Annotated in this window: 1 protein-coding gene; it reads left to right on the forward strand. The window is 65.6% G+C overall.

Annotation, left to right across the window (positions count from 1 at the left end):
• The coding region (locus tag AC0L17_RS34580; protein ID WP_473519005.1) for a transposase at nucleotides 1-444 on the forward strand (444 nt) is incomplete at its 5' end.
• Nucleotides 445-599 lie beyond the last annotated feature (155 nt).

Here is a 599-nt window from a genome sequence, read left to right on the forward strand (position 1 = left end):
GTGTTCGGCTATAAGGTGCACAACGGCGTCGACGAGGCTCACACGCTGATCCGGCGGATGCACTTCACCGATGCTTCAATCACCGACACCGAGCCGGCCGACAGGCTGATCTGCGGCGACGAGGCGGCGGCCTATGGCGACCAGGCCTACTACACCCATGCCCGGCACGCCCGGCTTAAGCAGGCCGGCATCAAGGACCGGCTGATGCATCGGCCCAACAAGCATCATCCGCTGACGCCGCGCCAGAAGCAGCGCAACCGGCTGATCTCCAAGGTGCGGGCGGCGGTGGAGCGGCCGTTTGCGGTGTTCAAGCAGCACTACGGCATGCGGCGGCTGCGCTTCTTCAACCTGGCGACCAACCGGACGCAGTGCGTGCTTGCCGGCTGTGGCTACAATCTGCAACGGGCGGCCGCCGTCCTCTTCCCGGTGAGGAAGCCGGCATGAGGGGCGCAGTCTGCCCAAAATCCGCCGAGGGGGGCCAATTGGGGCCCGAGGCGGGCATAGATGCCCCGCAAACCGGGCCAATGTGGCTTGATTGCGGTTTAAAAAACGCCCCATGCGCCATCTGCGCCAAACTTCGGCTCCCGCGCAAAGCCCTC

Source organism: Mesorhizobium sp. WSM4829 (assembly GCF_055811475.1).